This window comes from Methanothermobacter sp. DP (genome assembly GCF_026692625.1).
In the GTDB taxonomy this organism is placed as follows: Archaea; Methanobacteriota; Methanobacteria; order Methanobacteriales; family Methanothermobacteraceae; genus Methanothermobacter; species Methanothermobacter marburgensis.
The window spans coordinates 78,912-94,301 of the sequence record NZ_CP113501.1 but is presented as its reverse complement, the minus strand read 5'-3'; the positions used below and the strand labels follow the sequence as shown (position 1 = coordinate 94,301).

The window sequence follows — 15,390 nt, the reverse complement described above, 5'->3', positions numbered from 1 at the left end:
AGATCACCTATCTTCCCATCATCTTCCTTCTGTATCTATCAACAAGAGTGTTCGTGAGAACCGTGATGAGGAGCACGATTATTACGAGGACCGCTGCGGTTCCATATGCATTTTTGAGTGAAAGCCCCTCTGTGGCTATTATATAGAGGTGGAGTGGTAGGGGTCTTCCAGGGTCAAATATGGAGATGGGCATTGCAAGCGCCGATCCAACAACAAACATGACCGCTGCCGCCTCTGATATCGCCCTTGCCATCCCAAGTATAACTCCTGTGGTTATACCTGGCAGTGCTGCAGGTACAACGACACGGTAGATGGTCTCCCATTTTGTGGCACCCAGTGCCAGGCTCCCCTCCCTGTATGACTGTGGGACGGTCTCAATGGACACCTGGGAAACCTGGAAGATTGTTGGAAGGGCCATGAGTGCCAGTACAAGGCCCCCTGAAAGGATTGACCATCCGAGACCCAGGAATACAACGAAGAATGCCAGGCCAAAGAGACCGAATACTATTGAGGGTATGGAGGCCAGTGTCTCTGCACCGAACTTTATGAGCTTCACTATCCTTTCCTCTGTGGCGTATTCAGCCATGTAAACAGCCGCACCGACACCAAGTGGAGTTGCGATTATTCCCGCGATGAGGGTGACGTATATGCTTGATACGATCATCGGGGCTATCCCGCCTGCCCTTCCCGAGTCAATGGGTTCAGATAGCAGGAATTCGGGGGTCAGTGCTGGAAGGCCCTTGAGCATTATGTAGCCTATTATAACAATCAGGATGAGTATTGTTACGAGGCCTGATGCCCACAGCACTCCTGTCATTATCTTCTGACTGGTTTTTGGTGAGATTATCCTGAAAGACATTCTGAGCCTCCTAGAGGTATCCTCCACCTATCACGATCTTTTTCTTGTAGTGGAAGTAGTTTGCAATAACCAGCAGGACCATTATCAGCGCAAAGAGTATGATGGCTGTTCCAAATAGGGCGCTGTAGTGGAGTCCCGTTGCATATCCCATTTCCAGTGCTATGTTGGATGTGAGGGCCCTTACAGGGTCCAGGATGGATGATGGTATCTGTGTAACGTTTCCTGCAACCATTATAACGGCCAGGGTCTCACCAATGGCGCGGCCCATACCCAGTATGATGGATGTTATTACACCTGGAATCGCTGCAGGAAAAATGACCTTGCGTATGGTCTGCCAGTGGGTTGCTCCCAGTGCAAGGGATGCCTCCTTGTACTCTAGGGGCACCGACCTTATGGCGTCCTCTGATACACTTATGATTGTGGGCATGATCATGACCGTGAGTATGAGTGCTGCTGTGAGCATTCCAAAACCTGTGCCCCCTATGTTGGCCCTCACGTAGGGTACCAGAACTATGAGACCAAAGAATCCGTATACCACGGAGGGTATTGCTGCAAGGGTCTCTATCACAGGTTTAAGGATTTTGCGCATGATCTCCGGAGCAACCTCTGCCATGAATATGGCGCATAGGATTGATAGGGGAACCGCTATTGCAAGTGAGAGGAGAGTGATGCAAAGGGATCCAACTATCATCGTGAAGACGCCGTACTTACCATCTGAGGGCGCCCAGTCCATTCCAAATATGAAATTTATCACACCATAGTCCTGGAGTATCGGGATTCCCTCACGGAATATGAAGGTTATTATGAGCAGTATCGCGATTATTGAGAAGATCGCAGTTATAAAAAGACCCTTCTCAATGATATTTTCCCTTGTCTTGCTGATCATGTTTTACCTCCTAGGTATCATCTGAGACATTTGCTATTGCAGGGACAACCTTCTGGCTCCTGACAATCGCCTGTCCCTCCGGTGAAAAGACCCAGTCAATGAAGTCCTTCACAACCCCCACAGGTTCCCCCCTGGTTATGAATTCAAATGGAACAACAAGGGGATAGGAACCATCGGCCACTGTGGTCTCAGAGGGGGTTATTCCGTTCACCTCAAGTGCCTTTACATCTGAACTCATATGGGCCATTGAAACAAAGCCAATCGCATAGGGGTCACTCTTTATCGCCTGTTTAACGGATTCTGTGGACCCCTGGACAATTGCATCTGACCTTATCTTTTCATCCTTCATTACAAGTGATTTGAATGAGCTTCTGGTTCCTGAACCCTCCTCACGCACTATAACATGTATCTCTGCATCTGGGCCTCCAACCTCTTTCCAGTTACGGATCTTTCCGCTGAAGATATCCCTCAGCTGTTCCGTTGTGAGGTCATCCACAGGATTCTGGTGGTTGACAGCTATAACTATGCCATCCTTCCCTATAACATATTCCTTAAGCCCATCCTTCTCATCGGGTTTGAGGGCCTTTGAACTTGTTCCTATATCAACAACACCCTGCTGTACTGTCCTTATACCCATTCCAGAACCCCCACCCTGGACGTTTATCCTGACATCTGGGTGGTCCTTCATGTATTCCTCGGCCAGTTTCTCGGCAACTGGCTGAACAGAGGTTGAGCCTGCAATTTCAATTCTCTCATAATCTGAACCCGGTTTGATCATGAAGTATGCGAGTGCGATGATAATGATTAGTATGAGAATGTTTCGTGGTTTTACATCCATCTCCATCACCTTCAGTTATCGATTTCACCTATTGGTTAATAAAGTTCACTGAAGGTGACGGAAAGAAAAAATTGTGGTTTTAATTAAAAACCACTAGGCCTTTGCTGGGACCACCTTTTCTGATTTGACTATTGCCTGTCCTTCCGGGCTGAGGACCCAGTCAATGAAGTCCTTGACTGCTCCCTGTGCGCTGCCCTTGACCAGGAAGAGGAATGGCCTCTGTATCTTGTATGATCCATCTGCAACTGTCTGTTCAGATGGGGCCACACCATCGATCTTGAGGGCCTTCACTGTTTCGTCGAGGTTTGCAAGTGATATGAAACCTATGGCGTTTGCATCCTGCTTAACAGCCTGCTTAACAGCCTCGGTTGAACTTTCAACTATGGCGTCCTTCTTTATCTTGGTTTCCTTACCCATCACAATTTCTTCGAAGGCCTTTCGGGTTCCAGAACCGTCTTCACGTGTTATCACTGTTATCTTTGCATCTGGTCCTCCGACCTCTTTCCAGTTGGTTATCTTCCCGCTGAAGATGTCCTTAACCTGGTCCTTTGAGAGGTCTGAGACCGTGTTCTTGCTGTTTACAATTATTGCAATACCATCCTTACCTATCATGTACTCTGTCAGACCTTTCTTCTCATCGGGTTTAAGTTCCTTTGAACTTGTTCCGATGTCTGCGGTACCATCCTGGGCGCTCTTGATTCCCACACTGGATCCTCCGCCCTGGACGTTTATCTTAACGTTTGGGTGCTTCTTCATGTATTCAGCTGCAAGTTTTTCGGCAACTGGCTGAACAGAAGTTGAACCAACAATGTCGATCTTTTCCTGCTGTCCGCCTCCTCCAAGTGCCAGGACTGCGCCAGCAATAATTACGATTGCTACGACTATTCCTATGATCAGTTTGGTGTCCATTTTATCACCTCAAACTTTACCTTGTTGCGGGAGTATTTAAAATTTACTATTTTAGTGTACTTTATTACCTATTTAGTGAACTTAATTTCAGCGGGAAAGAAAATTAATTCACATAAAGTGAATATGGGTGCACCAAATGCATTAAAATTTAAATACTGAAAGTCAGATAGGGAAAGACATGATATCTGAAGGAATAATTAATGACATACTGAAGGTAAAAAATCCAAAGTGGAGGACTTCCATTACGAGGGTTGAGCCTAATCGGATTGTTACCAGGGGTTATTCTCAGGAGGATTTGATTGGTGGTGTTTCTTTTTCTGAGATGGTTTACCTGTTGATTCGGGGTGAGCTTCCTCCTGGTAATGTTGCGAGGATGCTGGAGGCTGTCCTGGTGTCTTTCTGTGATCATGGTGTGACTCCGCCCAGTACGCAGGCTGCCCGTATGATTGCCTCTGCTGGTTCTCCGGTGCATGCCTGTATTGCTGGTGGTCTTCTGGCCTTTGGTAAGAATCATGCCGGGGCCATTGAGAGGTCCATGAAGCTTTTTCAGGAGACTGTTTCAGGGTGTGAGTCTGAGGATGAGATTCCTGAGGCTGCTGTGAGGCTGGTGGATGATCATCTGCGGAGGAACAGGAAGGTGCCTGGTTTCGGGCACAGGTATCATAATGCGGATCCCCGTGCTGTACGCCTACTGGACCTTGCAGAGGAGTATGACTGTGTCGGCCCCCATACAAGGCTTGCGGTTGAGGTTCAGAACATACTCCTTGAGCGTAAGGGTGTCAGGATGAACGTTGACGGTGCCAACGCAGGGATACTCTCAGATATGGGTTTCGACTGGCGCACAGGTGCCGGGGTGTTCATGATAGGACGGCTCCCAGGACTCATATCCCACGTATACGAGGAAAAGGTGCGTGAACCGGCCTTCAGAAAATTCTTCGACGTCGAAGAAATACACTACGACGGCGAGGAGAAAAGAATATTGGAGACAGATTACAGATCCCTTGAAGAGGCAGAACTATGCAGGACGATGAACACGAAAGAGCCCGGAAGAGAGTAGAGGAACTTAAGGGATTTTACATACACCTATCTGTTTTTGTAATAGTCAACTTCACCCTTTTCCTCATAAACCTTCTTTCAAGCCCGGGCATATGGTGGTTCTACTGGATAACAGCCTTCTGGGGAATAGGAGTCATATGGCACGCATTCGGTGTCTTTATTGGCGACAGACTTCTTGGTAAGGAATGGAAAGAGAAAAATAAAGGAATACATGGAGAAGAAAAAGAAATAAATTACATGCCCTCCCTTTCACGCCTCCTGAAACGCTCAGGTGTTGTTGTTCTCGGTATATTCCTGTAATATTCCCCTGCGGTATCGAATATCTCAATTGAAATATCTGCTATTCTCTCAAAGGTCTTCACAACCCTTGAAAGGGATATGTAATAGGTTGAGCGTTCCTTATCCTCAAATGGTGTTTCAGCCATCTGTGTGGCCACACAGTTAAGGGCGTTCTTCTGGACCCTGTGAATATCATCCTCAAGGGACATGAGTTTTGCCTTGAGTTCAAGTTTCTCGTTGAGGAATGCGTCCATTGCTGTATTCACCATCTCAACGGCAATTGAGAACATCTCCCTGAGGTACTCCATCATGGCGGGGTCAACCTCATAGGACTCCTTAACTGCGAAGTTGGCTATTATTGCAGAGTGATCACCTATCCTTTCAAGGTCATAGGCAATCTCTGTGAATGCCATTGTCTTGCTGAACTCTGAGTAGGGATTCATTGCTATGGCTGTATCAACGGAGGACCTCACCTTCTCGTGCATGGTGTTTGTTATGTAGTCCATCTTCAGGGCCTCATTTGCAAGGTCCTCATCGTATTCCTCAAGGGACCTGAATGACTTCCTGAGCTGCTTGCAGACATGCTGTGCCATGTCCCTGAGTATCTCCTTGATAAAAAAGCTTCCTGCGTATTCCCTGGAGGTAACCTCCTCCCCAAAAAGCTCCGGGAATTCCTCAAATTTCTTTATATCCACAATGTAGGCCCTTCTAACAACACCCTCCTTTATTAAGGGCTGGAGGAGTTTGGTGACATACCTTCTTGTTATTCCAAGCCTTTCTGCAATCTCATCCTGTGTGGATGGGTTCTCATAGAGTATAACATCTATGATTGACTTGAGTGTTGCATTTTTTGTTTTATTTTTCATTCTCCAAAGACACCTCATCTTCCATTACAATGACAACAGATTCCCTGAGTATGGATACGATCATGTAGAGGAGTGTAACTATGACCAGCACGGTTATCAGGGTGTCGAACTCATAAAAAATCGACCTGTAAACCATTACCACCGGTGACTGAACATCCACAAGCCCCCTCAGGAGGACAATGAATCCCATGAGTAATAGGACATGTCCATATGATTTCTTTATGGTCTCAGGTTGCAGGAGGGGGTAGATCCCCATCACCATGAGCCCCACCCCTATTGACCTGAAGAGGTTCCAGTCAGTTGCCTCCTCAAGTAGGTAAAATATATACTGGGGTTTCCACTGGAAATTTCCAAGGAGATATATTGCCTCAATTACAACTATTATAATGAGAGGTATTGCAAATACCACCCTGCTCTCAACCCTCTCTGTCTTAACATTCTTGAGGGGCTCCCTGAGGTAGTGGGAGAGAAGCTGATACAGCATTGAACCAAGAACAGCGCCCATGACAGTTCCGCCTACTCCCAGCTTCGAGGTTGTGAATGCCACTATTCCTGAGATTATCCCGGCCATAAGTATATCAAATGCCTTGGTCAACGCTGCCACCTGCAGATTCTTAATGATGAAATTAAGATCATATTATGCATATTTATTTTCCCTATTAGAGAACATTATGTGTGATGGTATATTAATCTTTTTATGAAAAAATGAAACTATGGGTTAAAGAGGTCCTTGAGGATGTACATATGAACATATCATGTATTCTTCATCCTCAACCTTAACAGAATAACTGGCCATTTCCCTTTTAGAACCATTCTCGGTGTTTATAAGGTCAACAGAGATCCTATCCTCATCAATCCTCAGCTGGTTATGGGAGGGGAAGGTCTCGCCCCTTAACTTCCTTGTTGTGGCTGTGCCTGAATTCAGTGTAACCATCCTTTCAATCATCCAGACATTGGGCACATGCTTGTGTCCATTGAGCACAAAGTCAACACCATACGAATTGAGGAGTCTGAGAAGATCGCCTGAATCCAGCAGTATGTTCCTCTCACGTCCTGTGTTTGGTATGGGTAGCAGATGGTGGTGGAATGTAACTATCTTGCATAGGTGATCAGGAACCCTCTCAAGTTCCCTTGCAAGCCATTCCAGCTGATCCATCCCTATCTGACCGTCATTTATGTCAGGTTCAGATGAATCAAGACCTATAACAGCAAATTCTGAGTCATGATGGACAAACTTCCTCTTACCTATCATCTTCTCAAAGTGTACCAGACCAACGTTCCTTGCATCATGGTTACCTGGAATTATATATGTCGATGTGATTGACCGCAGTTCATCTGCAAATTCAGCCGCAAGTTCATACTCATGAGCATAGCCCTCTGTGGTGAGGTCACCTGAAACAATTATTATGTCAGGATTCTCATCCTGAAGCTGTTCCAGAAGATTCTCCCTGAGCTTGCTGGAGAAATTCTTTTCACCGAAATGTATGTCCGAAATCTGAGCAATTTTCTTCTCCATTAAAACACCTTAAAATCAATGAAAAAGCCTTAGGGGGGATTCGAACCCCCGACCTATGCCTTACCAAGGCATCGCTCTACCACCTGAGCCACTAAGGCAAACAATTTTAATTTCAGAACAGCTAAAACTCTAGTGCAGGGGAAGGGATTCGAACCCTCGAAGGCCTGCGCCAGAGGATCTTAAGTCCTCCCCCTTTGGCCGCTCGGGCACCCCTGCATGGTAATTGATAGTAGTAAAAAGTCATATATTAATTTAACGGTGGTCATTATCATATCACTAATATTATTAAACCGGGTGTCCATAAATCTAGTGGGTGATTCATTGAAACACGATCCATCAAGGTGTATGCGCTGCGGTGCCTGTGTGAATGTCTGTCCATCAGGTGCCCTGGAACTGGAGGACATCCTCCTCATGGGGGATGGGTGCCTGGAGTGTCTTGCCTGTGCTGCAGTCTGCCCTGTGGACGCAATGGGGTGTAAGGATGAAGTATGATCTTGTTGTTGTCGGGGGTCGTGTGGCAGGCTCCATAGCCGCATACCACGCAGCAAAAAATGGTCTGCGTGTCCTCATGCTCGAAGGAAACCCTGAGATAGGAACCCCTGTACAGTGCGCGGGGGGAGTGAGCGACAGCTTCTTCAGATCAACAGGTATAAAGCCCCTTCCCGAGTTCACATGTACAAGGATAAATGCGGCCGCAATCAACGGGCCATACGGTGCAAGCGTAACAACCAGAAACCCAATTATAAAGGGTTACATCATTGAAAGAAAGATTTTTGATAAATACCTCGCTTTGCGCGCCGCTGATTCTGGGGCGGATGTGCTTGCAGGTTCCCGGGTGAAAGATCTGATGTTCCATGAGGGATCAGTCTCCGGTGTTAAATTCAGGGGTCCCGATGGAACCCATGAGGTTGAATCAAGTATTGTAATTGCAGCGGACGGCATTCAGTCAGGTGTCGGCCGTATGGCAGGGCTCGATACACGTTTCAGACCGGGAGAACTGTGCTCCTGTGCCCAGTATGAAGTCGCAGGTTTCGATGTGGACGATGAGACCATGGAATTCTACTTCGGGAGTACCTTTGCTCCATCAGGTTACCTCTGGGTCTTCCCAAAGGGTGATGGGCGGGCAAATGTTGGTGTGGGCATAAGGAGAACAAGATGCTCTGATAATAGTCCGCTACATTATCTTAACCAGTTCATCTCCAGGGCAGGCTGCAGCAAACTGGAGTTCAACGCAGGTGCTGTGCCCGTTGCAGGCCCCATCAGGAAGACATACACAGACGGCCTGCTTGTCGTTGGTGACGCGGCCGGTCAGGTTGATCCCCTCACAGGTGGTGGTATACACGTTGCAGCGGAGTGTGCGATGATAGCCGCAGATGTGGCTACTGAAGCGGTTGAATCACAGAGAACCGATTCAGGCTTCCTCTCAAAGTATGAGAGCACATGGCATGAGCGGATAGGTAAAAATCTTGAGAGATCACTTAAATTTAGGAAGGTACTTGATGGTTTAAGTGATGATGAACTCGATTCACTCATAAGATCCTTTGAGGGAAAAGATTTAAATTCCATCTCAAAAATATCACTCCTTAAGATTCTGAGGGATTATCCCGGGATCTTAAAGATGCTCAAATGTATGCTTTAATCAGGGATAGCATACATTATGGGGGGGTTTTTATATTCCTAGACATCGAGAAGCTTCTGAAAGAGGGGGATGTTCAAAGTCTCATGGAGGCTCTTGAAAGTGATGATTACACCGTAAGACTGGACGCTGCCCTTGCCCTTGAAAAACTGGCAGATAAGAGATCAGTGCCCGCGCTGATTGATACCCTCAGATATGAGGAATGGCAGAGGGACTACCCTATACTTGGGGGTGTTAGGGCCGCGGCAGCCAGGGCACTGGGAAATATAGGTGATCCAAGCGCGATTGAACCGCTTATAAGTTCCCTTGAGGACCCCGATATTGATGTCAGAATCAGTGCACTGAAATCTCTTTCTAGGTTCCGGGATAAAAGGGCAGTTGATGCTGTTGAACGATATTTAAATGATCCCATTGAAGATATAAGAAAAAATGCACTCATCACCCTTGCAGAACTGGACCCTGAGAAGGGGCTCAGGCAGGCACTGGCTGCGCTTAACGACAGGTCATGGGTTGTGAGAAAGGCCGCTGCACGGGTCATCAGAAATCTGGGTGATGAAAGGTGTCTTGAGGTTCTTATTGATAAACTCAACGACCCTGACATGGAGGTCCGGCGCCAGATTGTCCTTGCAGTTGTGAATCTTGGTGAAACAGCAGTTGACCCCCTTCTTGAAAAACTTTCTGATCCCTCATGGCAGACAAGAGCCGTCATTGTTGAAGCTCTTGGGGAGATAGGGTCAAAAAGGGCTGTTCCCTACCTCAAAAGGATGGTCTCAGGCAGAAAAAGGGACGAAAACCGCTATGTTCGCGGAAAGGTGGCAGAGGCCCTGGGGCTTATAGGGGACCCCGATGCCCTTGAATCACTCATAGAGGCCCTCAATGATCCGTACCTTTTTGTTAGAAGAAAGGCCCGCGCAGCGATAGACCTCATCGATGTGGAACCATACCTTGAGAGATTCGATAATGGGGAGATAAACTTCAAGTACCCCATTTTCTGGGACCTCCTAGAGGTTAAGGATGGTGAAAAACTCATTACAGGTTCATGTAAGGAACATGGGCTTAAAATATCCGTTAAGAGAAAGGAAGCCGTCGGAGTGACTGCTGAAGAATTTTCAGATATCCTAATTGACGTTCTGAGCATGAGGGGTCTTTTTAACATCACGAGGGGATCCGTTACCGTGGACAGCGAACATGGATACATGGTAACCGGTGAAACAAAGAAATACAGGATAGTGGCATTCATCTTCAAAAAGAAGGGTTACATATATTACATATACTTCAAAGGGCCAGTTGAAAACATTACTGAGTCCTACAAATATATTAGGGTGTTGATAAACACCCTTCACGTGGAAATCTAGTTAACCTTGCCCCTGTAGATCTTCATTGCCTCCTCAAGGACCTCACTGAACTCCATGCGATCCCTGAGATCAGCAAGGTCATCCACAGATACCAGTTTAAGGACATTCTCCTTACATGCATCCACACATGCAGGCAGCAGACAGTCGGCATCCATACAGAGCGTACACTTTTCTGCTGATTTCTTTTCAGAATCAAGAACTATCATTCCTGCAGGGCAGGCAACCATACACAGCTTGCAGAGTATGCATGCGTCCTCATCAATCACAAGCGCCCCATCAACCTCCCTTATGGCGCCAACAGGACATATCCTTGCACATGGGGCCTTCTCAGGGTGGCACTGAAGACAGAATACCGGCATCCTGTCGTCCTTCCTGACCCTTGCAACTCCATGGGTCTTTTTGCATGCATTTATGCAGTCATCGCAGCCACTGCACCTTGCAGGGTCAATTACCATCAGCATCTTCACTGGACCACCCCTCTACTCCGATGCCAGTTTTTCAAGGTAGTCAGGTATCCCTGAGGAATCCCTTGGCCCCACAAGCACCTTCCATCCGGTATCGTCTTCTATTTCACCACTTGCAGGTGCCGCAAGTCCAGGAATGATGAGAACCTTATCCTTCACCCTATCCTCTATACCAGTATCCTTTATAAGGTCAGCCACCGCGGTTCCTGTGAGCTGTCCTCCGGCCAGTGAGACATCCACAGCCCTTCCCTCTGTGTCAAGCACAAGGAGATATGCCGTGACATCACCTGCCTTGAGGTCACCCTCCACTGTGTAGTAGGTAAGTGAGAAGTTGGTTGTGAGTATCACAGGGGAGTTCTCATCAACGTCTCCAAACTCATATATTCCTGGATCAACAGTCTGTGGCTTCCTTGGATCAGTGTAGAGGCCCTGCCTGAGGGTGAGTATGGGCATAAGCTCCCAGATATCTGTTCCGCCGAGTATAAGAATGTCGGCATAACGGTTCATGAGTGTGGCTGCAACAGTGGCCTCCTTTATGTTATCCTCAACCGGATCCACTCCTGAAAGCCTTGAGAGTGCTGGTATGCCCATGATGGGGAAGCGGAAGTCCTCATCCCTTTCCTCAACTGCAAGGCGCCTTATCATGACAAAGTTGTCTATGGTGTCACCTATCCCCTCACCTGTGAATGTTCCGGGGTCCAGGATAATTTCAGTAAGGCCCATTGCCCGCAGTCTTCTTGTGAGGTTCTTCATCTCCTCAAGGTCCCCCGGTGAGAAGAGCACCAGGGGGCAGCCGTATGAAATGGAAAGATCAGCCATCTCCTGGAGGTTGTCCTTTGTAGCCGCATACATGAGGGGCCTCTGATCCCCCAGGACCTCGAGGGCAGCCCTCATTGCCTCTGGATCGAATGTGCATAGAACAACAGGGAAGTTGAGTTCAGCCAGGGCCCCTGCTGCCTCTGCAAATTTTTCAGGGCTTCCTGATTTGTTTCTGAGCGCTATGGCATCCAGGGTCAGTTCCTCACCGGTACGCTCGAATTTCAGATTCATGATATCACTGGCCCTCTTCATGATCTCCTCTGATGGCAGGTCATCTGGAAGATCAACCACGAGGGCTGTGGGGTTGTAGTATGTGAGTTCAAACCTGTAGAGGACCTCATCACCCCCAACCACCACAGGGTTTTTTTCTGGGCCGAAGGTGATTTCCCTCACAGCCGGCGCAAGGAGGTCCTCGAGCTTCTGTCTTTCATCCCCACTGAGCTGCGGGCAGTCATCCAGTGTGAGTTCCTTTTCTATGAGTTTTGTGGCGAAGGCCATGCATGATGACTCGTCACATTTACCACAGTTTGTTTTTGGAAGTAATCGGTATACATCCATGGCAGTTACCTGCAATTTAAACCCCTCCTCAATATTCAAGTTCAGTTATCCATTCCCGGAGATCAGGTGTTTCGGTCGTCATGTATTCCCTTGTGAAGGTTTCCCCTATCTCCCGCAGAAGCCTCACAGATGTTGGGTGGAGCATCATGAATATATCCACACCTGAGAGCATCATTGTAAGTCCGGTTACTATCTCCCATAGAGGGCCCCTGTAGTCTGTGGGTCCCCATTCATCCTTCTTCATCCAGGCCTCCCTTGAACCCCACGCGTTGGTTGTTCCAGAGGACATTGGCATCTGAAGGTCTGCATCACCCTTGAGGGCCGCGAGCCTTGTCCTTGTGATGACATCTATTGAAAATTCTATACCGTAACCCAGTGCACAGGTTGTTGGGTCCATCACTATGTCCTCTCTACTAAGGCCCTCCTTCATGAGGTAACGGTTGAGGGTTTTCTGCATGTTGACGTCTGTTATTGCCCATGATAGGACCGCATGGTTGTGGTCAAGGGCTGCCCTTGCAACCTTTCTGTAGTCAAGGTCCAGGTTTGCTGATGCCAGGAGACACCTTTCGCCCTCGGCGGCCTCGGCAGCCTTTTCAAGAACCAGCGGATCCTTTTCCGGGTCCCCTGATCCCCCGATTACCAGGGGGACATCAACGGCCTGGAGGACCTCCTCAATGTCATTTGCAGCCTCCCTTGGTGACTTGTCCATTACCTTGGGTCCTGTTCCGATGAGGTGTATTGTGACCATGTTGGCACCATACTCCTTTACCGCCTTCCTGGCCCAGTCACCAGGGTCCTCCATGACGTCGCTGAAGTGCTCCCTTATCGGCCTTGGGAGACCCGGCATGGGTATGTCAAAGACATCGAATGTAACCACCGGTGGGTTTGGCTGGGGTTCCTCAAATCTGTAGAGGGCCTTCTGACCGCCAAGGTAAACAGGTTTCCTTGTACCCTCGCCCAGTTTCACCTGGGCAACCTCACCGGGGTATGTCCTTACCGGTGGTTCAAATTCCTCCTCAGGGAGTGCCTCAACTGCCTCCCTAACCTCAACTGTTTTCTGGATGGCCTGCTGAACCACAGGCATCAGGTAGAGTTCAAGTTCGTCAACATCCATCCTGAACTCATTTATTTCGATGGATTCCGTGTTCTGAAGTAATTTCAGAAGTTCCGTTAATTTATCCATAAGCACACCTCTATAGACTTAAAATTTTCCCGGCAACCTTTTTTATGGCCCTGAATGCTGCTGAGTCTTCAGGCAGCTCATATAGCGACCTGCCCTCCATGTCATACCTGGAAACAAGGGGATCCTCGGGTATAACGCCTATGACCTCAAGGTCCTCGTCTATTTCAAGTTTCTCAAGGTCACCCTCACGGACCCTGTTAAGAACCAGGAATACCTTCCTGAATTTTATCTCAAGTTCCCTTGATAGTTCAAGTATCCTTCTTGCTGTTAGAATCCCCCTCTTTGAGGGGTCGGTTACAACCATCATAACGTCAACGTTCTGGGTTGTCCTCCTGCTGAGGTGCTCAAGGCCCGCCTCGGTATCTATCACTATGTAGTCGTAGTTCTCTGCTATATTCTCGATTATCCGCCTCAACATGGTGTTAACTGCACAGTAGCATCCGCTCCCCTCCGGGCGACCCATGACGAGCAGATCGAAGTCATCTGTCTCGGTTATCGACTCCATTATCCTGTAGTCAAGTATATCCCACTTGTTGGCTGATGGGGGGATTCTGCCCGCTGCTGTGTCCCTCTTAAGCTGTTCCCTCACCTCACCAACCGTCCCGCTTACGGAAACCCCGAGGGCCTCTGGAAGGTTTGAATCAGGGTCAGCGTCTATTGCGAGGACATCCGCACCGGTAGCTGCGAGTATCCTCACAAGTGACGCTGAAACCATGGTCTTTCCTGTTCCGCCCTTGCCGCTTACTGCTATTATCACATGACCACTCAGTTGATTATTTACGCTTTATTATTACCTTCTCAGCGTAGATCTTTGCATTCTTGAGGATTATCCTGAATCCACCCGCTGCTGGAAGGCTGATCTCTGGGGACGCCATTACAGGTATTCCCTCAGTGATGGGGGCCCCCTCAGCGTGGGTTTCCTCTTCCTCAACGACTTCAGCTTCCTCAACTTCTGTGGGTGCCCTTTCAAGGACGGGGTGCCCCTTCTCCTTAAGGAACTTTCTGAGTTCCTTTATTGATGTCGCATCCTCCTCTGTGGCTATCTTATCCCTCAGGTCTTCAGGGATGAAGTCAATGACAGATTCCTTGAGTTCCTTTGGCATCCAGATTATCCTTGAGTATCCCCCATCTGCCTGCAGGAATTTGGGTGAGCGCATGTACTCAAGGCTGAGACCTGAGAAACCTTCAACCTGTTTTCCGCCTGAGCACTGCCCTGCCATTGCAGAGAATGGTATTCCAAGGGGTGTTTCGCCCCTGAAGTCCCTGTTCACGATGCCTATGCCGTCCAGTTCTGGTATGTAGAATGCAACTGCCTCGAAGCAGCCACATGATGTGTGTGGATACCCGAACACACTGTGGAGGTAAACCCTCTCTGTTGTACCCTGTGAGTTCTCTGCCACCGCAGCGTTAACATTCTCATATTCTCCCCTCTCCGGATCAAGGACATCCCCCTTTTGAATTTCAAATATTGGGCCGTCGGGGTCCATCTTGTAGGCTGCGCGGCAGTCGAACCAGTTAATGGCACCACATAGGGCTGTCCGGTCTGGTGTGACCACACATACATGTGTTGGGGCGAAGGACTGGCACATGAGGCATCCGTAGAATACGTCAACGTCCTCGTCTGAGAGTTCCCTTGCCCTTGAATCCCTTATCTCATACTTTTCCCTGGCTGTTTCAAGGAATTCTTTAACAGCGCCCTCATCGGTCATGATTGTCACTGATATGGATTCGATTATGGGGAACTCCTCCCTGAAGAGGACCGATAGTGCCTTTCCAAGGTGTTCCAGCATGAATCCTGCGTCCCTTGCCTCTGTGCTTACACGGCACCAGATCTGGTCCCTCTGGTTGAGGTGCATGAAACCCTGGACGTAGTTGCAGAGCTCATGGAGCCTCCGCTCTATAACGCTTTCAAGTTCCTCCTCGAGTTCGCTTCCTGCTATCTCCACGTTTATGGCGAATGGATAGATCTGGCCCTGTTCCATCTCACTTATCTCGGGCCCTATGACCTCCACCTTTCCATCCTCAACGCTATCCTTAACCTGGACCAGTTCGGCTCCGATGGATTTGGGCCCGGCAAGTTCAACGAACATGTTTGCTGATCTTATCCGCTCCCCCTCGTGCATGGGACTTACATCAACGGGTATGTCTTCAAACATTGAATTCCTC

Annotated in this window: 17 protein-coding genes and 2 tRNA genes; 5 read left to right on the top strand and 14 right to left on the bottom strand. The window is 48.3% G+C overall.

Going from position 1 to position 15,390, the window contains the following annotated elements; translation table 11 throughout:
* Window positions 1-7 precede the first annotated feature (7 nt).
* From pstA to OXN82_RS00455, 4 genes are all read right to left on the bottom strand, one after another.
* On the bottom strand, window positions 8-859 hold the full coding sequence (pstA, locus tag OXN82_RS00470) for a phosphate ABC transporter permease PstA (protein ID WP_237780473.1): 852 nt from the start codon (window positions 857-859) through the stop codon (window positions 8-10).
* Window positions 860-869: 10 nt separating this feature from the next.
* A complete protein-coding gene (gene pstC, locus OXN82_RS00465; RefSeq protein ID WP_321211540.1) occupies window positions 870-1,745 on the bottom strand; it encodes a phosphate ABC transporter permease subunit PstC in 876 nt (291 codons plus the stop codon).
* A gap of 10 nt (window positions 1,746-1,755) precedes the next feature.
* Entirely contained in the window at window positions 1,756-2,583 is an 828-nt protein-coding gene (locus OXN82_RS00460) for a phosphate ABC transporter substrate-binding protein (RefSeq protein ID WP_321211539.1), read from the bottom strand.
* Window positions 2,584-2,676: 93 nt separating this feature from the next.
* Window positions 2,677-3,492 carry a phosphate ABC transporter substrate-binding protein gene (locus OXN82_RS00455; protein ID WP_321211538.1) on the bottom strand — a complete coding sequence of 272 codons (816 nt, stop codon included), beginning with the start codon at window positions 3,490-3,492 and terminating at the stop codon, window positions 2,677-2,679.
* Between the two features lie 178 nt (window positions 3,493-3,670).
* Here OXN82_RS00455 and OXN82_RS00450 point away from each other — a divergent pair, with 178 nt between their 5' ends.
* On the top strand, window positions 3,671-4,549 hold the full coding sequence (locus OXN82_RS00450; RefSeq protein WP_321211537.1) for a citryl-CoA lyase: 879 nt from the start codon (window positions 3,671-3,673) through the stop codon (window positions 4,547-4,549).
* Window positions 4,510-4,848 (top strand): 2TM domain-containing protein, encoded by a 339-nt coding sequence (locus tag OXN82_RS00445; RefSeq protein WP_321211536.1) that lies wholly within the window; start codon window positions 4,510-4,512, stop codon window positions 4,846-4,848. Before OXN82_RS00450 ends, OXN82_RS00445 begins: the two co-directional genes overlap by 40 nt.
* Here OXN82_RS00445 and OXN82_RS00440 read toward each other — a convergent pair.
* From OXN82_RS00440 to OXN82_RS00420, 5 genes are all read right to left on the bottom strand, one after another.
* On the bottom strand, window positions 4,782-5,693 hold the full coding sequence (locus OXN82_RS00440; RefSeq protein WP_300488222.1) for a phosphate signaling complex PhoU family protein: 912 nt from the start codon (window positions 5,691-5,693) through the stop codon (window positions 4,782-4,784). The two genes, OXN82_RS00445 and OXN82_RS00440, sit on opposite strands and share 67 nt — an antisense overlap.
* Window positions 5,683-6,297, bottom strand: a complete 615-nt coding sequence (locus OXN82_RS00435; protein WP_321211535.1) for a hypothetical protein — start codon at window positions 6,295-6,297, stop codon at window positions 5,683-5,685. Before OXN82_RS00435 ends, OXN82_RS00440 begins: the two co-directional genes overlap by 11 nt.
* Window positions 6,298-6,411: 114 nt before the next feature.
* A complete protein-coding gene (locus OXN82_RS00430) occupies window positions 6,412-7,209 on the bottom strand; it encodes a metallophosphoesterase (protein WP_321211534.1) in 798 nt (265 codons plus the stop codon).
* A 25-nt stretch (window positions 7,210-7,234) separates the two neighbouring features.
* Window positions 7,235-7,307 (bottom strand) — tRNA-Thr (locus tag OXN82_RS00425).
* A gap of 35 nt (window positions 7,308-7,342) precedes the next feature.
* A tRNA-Leu gene (locus OXN82_RS00420) sits at window positions 7,343-7,425 on the bottom strand.
* 105 nt (window positions 7,426-7,530) lie between these two features.
* Between OXN82_RS00420 and OXN82_RS00415 the strand changes: the two genes are divergently transcribed.
* Genes OXN82_RS00415 through OXN82_RS00405 form a run of 3 tightly spaced genes read left to right on the top strand, consistent with a single transcriptional unit; the run spans window position 7,531 to window position 10,200 of the window.
* Window positions 7,531-7,701 carry a 4Fe-4S binding protein gene (locus tag OXN82_RS00415; RefSeq protein WP_321211533.1) on the top strand — a complete coding sequence of 57 codons (171 nt, stop codon included), beginning with the start codon at window positions 7,531-7,533 and terminating at the stop codon, window positions 7,699-7,701.
* Window positions 7,691-8,848, top strand: coding sequence for an NAD(P)/FAD-dependent oxidoreductase (locus tag OXN82_RS00410; protein ID WP_321211532.1), 1,158 nt, complete (start codon window positions 7,691-7,693; stop codon window positions 8,846-8,848). The genes OXN82_RS00415 and OXN82_RS00410 overlap by 11 nt, the downstream gene beginning before the upstream one ends.
* Complete coding sequence (locus OXN82_RS00405; RefSeq protein WP_321211531.1) at window positions 8,836-10,200, top strand: HEAT repeat domain-containing protein; 1,365 nt, start codon at window positions 8,836-8,838, stop codon at window positions 10,198-10,200. Before OXN82_RS00410 ends, OXN82_RS00405 begins: the two co-directional genes overlap by 13 nt.
* Here the strand turns inward: OXN82_RS00405 and OXN82_RS00400 are convergent.
* From OXN82_RS00400 to cdhC, 5 genes are read right to left on the bottom strand one after another with little or no spacing between them, the layout of a single operon-like run.
* Window positions 10,197-10,661, bottom strand: coding sequence for a 4Fe-4S dicluster domain-containing protein (locus tag OXN82_RS00400; protein WP_321212120.1), 465 nt, complete (start codon window positions 10,659-10,661; stop codon window positions 10,197-10,199). The two genes, OXN82_RS00405 and OXN82_RS00400, sit on opposite strands and share 4 nt — an antisense overlap.
* A gap of 18 nt (window positions 10,662-10,679) precedes the next feature.
* Window positions 10,680-12,056 (bottom strand): acetyl-CoA decarbonylase/synthase complex subunit gamma, encoded by a 1,377-nt coding sequence (acsC, locus tag OXN82_RS00395; protein ID WP_321211530.1) that lies wholly within the window; start codon window positions 12,054-12,056, stop codon window positions 10,680-10,682.
* 13 nt (window positions 12,057-12,069) lie between these two features.
* Window positions 12,070-13,224 (bottom strand): CO dehydrogenase/acetyl-CoA synthase subunit delta, encoded by a 1,155-nt coding sequence (gene cdhD / locus OXN82_RS00390; RefSeq protein WP_147671178.1) that lies wholly within the window; start codon window positions 13,222-13,224, stop codon window positions 12,070-12,072.
* 10 nt (window positions 13,225-13,234) lie between these two features.
* Complete coding sequence (locus OXN82_RS00385; RefSeq protein ID WP_321211529.1) at window positions 13,235-13,981, bottom strand: AAA family ATPase; 747 nt, start codon at window positions 13,979-13,981, stop codon at window positions 13,235-13,237.
* Window positions 13,982-13,997: 16 nt separating this feature from the next.
* Window positions 13,998-15,380 (bottom strand): CO dehydrogenase/CO-methylating acetyl-CoA synthase complex subunit beta, encoded by a 1,383-nt coding sequence (gene cdhC, locus OXN82_RS00380; protein ID WP_321211528.1) that lies wholly within the window; start codon window positions 15,378-15,380, stop codon window positions 13,998-14,000.
* Window positions 15,381-15,390: the final 10 nt, after the last annotated feature.

Excerpts from the sequence above, each read along its gene's own strand:
- pstA (WP_237780473.1), bottom strand. The coding sequence starts at position 859 with ATGTCTTTCAGGATAATCTCACCAAAAACCAGTCAGAAGATAATGACA.
- pstC (WP_321211540.1), bottom strand. The coding sequence starts at position 1,745 with ATGATCAGCAAGACAAGGGAAAATATCATTGAGAAGGGTCTTTTTATA.
- OXN82_RS00460 (WP_321211539.1), bottom strand. The coding sequence starts at position 2,583 with ATGGATGTAAAACCACGAAACATTCTCATACTAATCATTATCATCGCA.
- OXN82_RS00455 (WP_321211538.1), bottom strand. The coding sequence starts at position 3,492 with ATGGACACCAAACTGATCATAGGAATAGTCGTAGCAATCGTAATTATT.
- OXN82_RS00450 (WP_321211537.1), top strand. The coding sequence starts at position 3,671 with ATGATATCTGAAGGAATAATTAATGACATACTGAAGGTAAAAAATCCA.
- OXN82_RS00445 (WP_321211536.1), top strand. The coding sequence starts at position 4,510 with ATGCAGGACGATGAACACGAAAGAGCCCGGAAGAGAGTAGAGGAACTT.
- OXN82_RS00440 (WP_300488222.1), bottom strand. The coding sequence starts at position 5,693 with ATGAAAAATAAAACAAAAAATGCAACACTCAAGTCAATCATAGATGTT.
- OXN82_RS00430 (WP_321211534.1), bottom strand. The coding sequence starts at position 7,209 with ATGGAGAAGAAAATTGCTCAGATTTCGGACATACATTTCGGTGAAAAG.
- OXN82_RS00410 (WP_321211532.1), top strand. The coding sequence starts at position 7,691 with ATGAAGTATGATCTTGTTGTTGTCGGGGGTCGTGTGGCAGGCTCCATA.
- OXN82_RS00405 (WP_321211531.1), top strand. The coding sequence starts at position 8,836 with ATGTATGCTTTAATCAGGGATAGCATACATTATGGGGGGGTTTTTATA.
- OXN82_RS00400 (WP_321212120.1), bottom strand. The coding sequence starts at position 10,661 with ATGCTGATGGTAATTGACCCTGCAAGGTGCAGTGGCTGCGATGACTGC.
- cdhD (WP_147671178.1), bottom strand. The coding sequence starts at position 13,224 with ATGGATAAATTAACGGAACTTCTGAAATTACTTCAGAACACGGAATCC.
- cdhC (WP_321211528.1), bottom strand. The coding sequence starts at position 15,380 with ATGTTTGAAGACATACCCGTTGATGTAAGTCCCATGCACGAGGGGGAG.